General features: G+C 60.6%; 1 protein-coding gene. It reads left to right on the top strand.

The window, feature by feature from the left end; translation table 11 throughout:
* Positions 1-149 precede the first annotated feature (149 nt).
* Entirely contained in the window at positions 150-1,229 is a 1,080-nt protein-coding gene (locus RMO81_RS02095) for a 1,9-bis(guanidino)-5-aza-nonane synthase (RefSeq protein WP_310474071.1), read from the top strand.
* Positions 1,230-1,505: the final 276 nt, after the last annotated feature.

Below are 1,505 nucleotides of genomic sequence, written 5' to 3'. Positions count from 1 at the left end.
AGATTATCAAGCTTCGCACCAAGTAAGCTTCACGCCCCCGCCCTTTGAACCGGCGGGGGCGCATCCCCGCTCGGCGCCGGACTCCCCCGGCCGCGGGCGGCGTTTCCTTTTGGAAATGCCGGGCCACCGTCTGAACCTGGGAGCAATCCATGACCGATGCCCTGAATCACGTCGTCACCGAACTCACCCCCGCCGAGCGCCAGCGCAAGGCCGAGCTGTTGTCGACGGTGGTCGAACATATCGACATCAAGAGCTTTGACGCCCGCCCGATCATCGACGGTATGGCCAAGATGAGCTTCACTTCGCGTGATCTCGCCCGCGCCACCGACATCTACAACCAGATGTTGCAGGATCCCGATTGCTCCATCTTCCTGGTCATCGCCGGATCGACCAGCGCTGGCGGCTGCATGGATCTTTATGCCGAACTGCTGCGCAACAACATGATCGATGGCATCGTCGCCACCGGCGCAACCATCGTGGACATGGATTTCTTCGAAGGCCTGGGCCACAAGCATTATCAGGCGTTGGAAGTGCCGGATGACGACACGCTGCGTTCGCTGCTGATCGATCGCATCTATGATACCTATATCGACGAAGAAGCCCTGCAGGATTGCGATCACACCATCTACGAGATCGCCAACACGCTGGAACCGCGCGGTTATTCCAGCCGCGCCTTCATCCGCGAGATGGGCAAGTATCTGGCCGAGCATGGCAAGAAGGAAAACAGCCTGGTCAAGCTCGCCTATGAGCATGACGTGCCGATCTTCTGCCCGGCCTTCGTCGATTCCTCGGCCGGTTTCGGCCTCGTCAAGCATCAGGTTGATCGCGCCAAGGCCGGCCAGCCCTACATGATGCTCGATGCCATCGCCGATTTCCGCGAACTGACCGATATCAAGATCAAGGCCGGCACCACGGGCCTGCTGATGATCGGCGGCGGCGTGCCGAAGAACTTCATCCAGGATACGGTGGTTTGCGCCGAAATCCTGGGCCACCACGATGTCGAAGTGCACAAATATGCCGTGCAGATCACCGTGGCCGATGTGCGCGACGGTGCCTGCTCGTCCTCGACGCTGCAGGAAGCTGCTTCGTGGGGCAAGGTCAACACCGGGATCGAACAGATGGTGTTCGCGGAAGCCGGCAGCGTGATGCCGCTGCTCGCCAGCGACGCCTATCACCGCGGCCACTGGAAAGCCCGCGCCAAGCGCGCGTGGGGGAAATTGTTCGCCTGAGGGCGAACGGGGGGCAAATTGTTCGCCTGAACTTCTCACCTCTCCCCGCCGGGGAGAGGTGAACGCCTTCCCGATTTGACAAAACCCACCAAACCAAAGAACCCTCCCCGCCATAAACGGGGAGGGTTTTTCACATGAACAAAGCAATCTTGCTGCCGATGCTGGTGCTGGCCGGCTGGACGATGATCATCTGGGTGTGGATGTATGCCACCCGCCTGCCCGCCATGGGCCGTGCTGGCATCGATGGCACCAAAATGGTCGGCTCCACCGGCAAAG

The organism is Sandarakinorhabdus sp. (genome assembly GCF_031422795.1).
In the GTDB taxonomy this organism is placed as follows: Bacteria; Pseudomonadota; Alphaproteobacteria; order Sphingomonadales; family Sphingomonadaceae; genus Sandarakinorhabdus.
The sequence above is the reverse complement of the archived record's forward strand: the minus strand, read 5'-3'. Positions and strand labels throughout refer to the sequence as shown.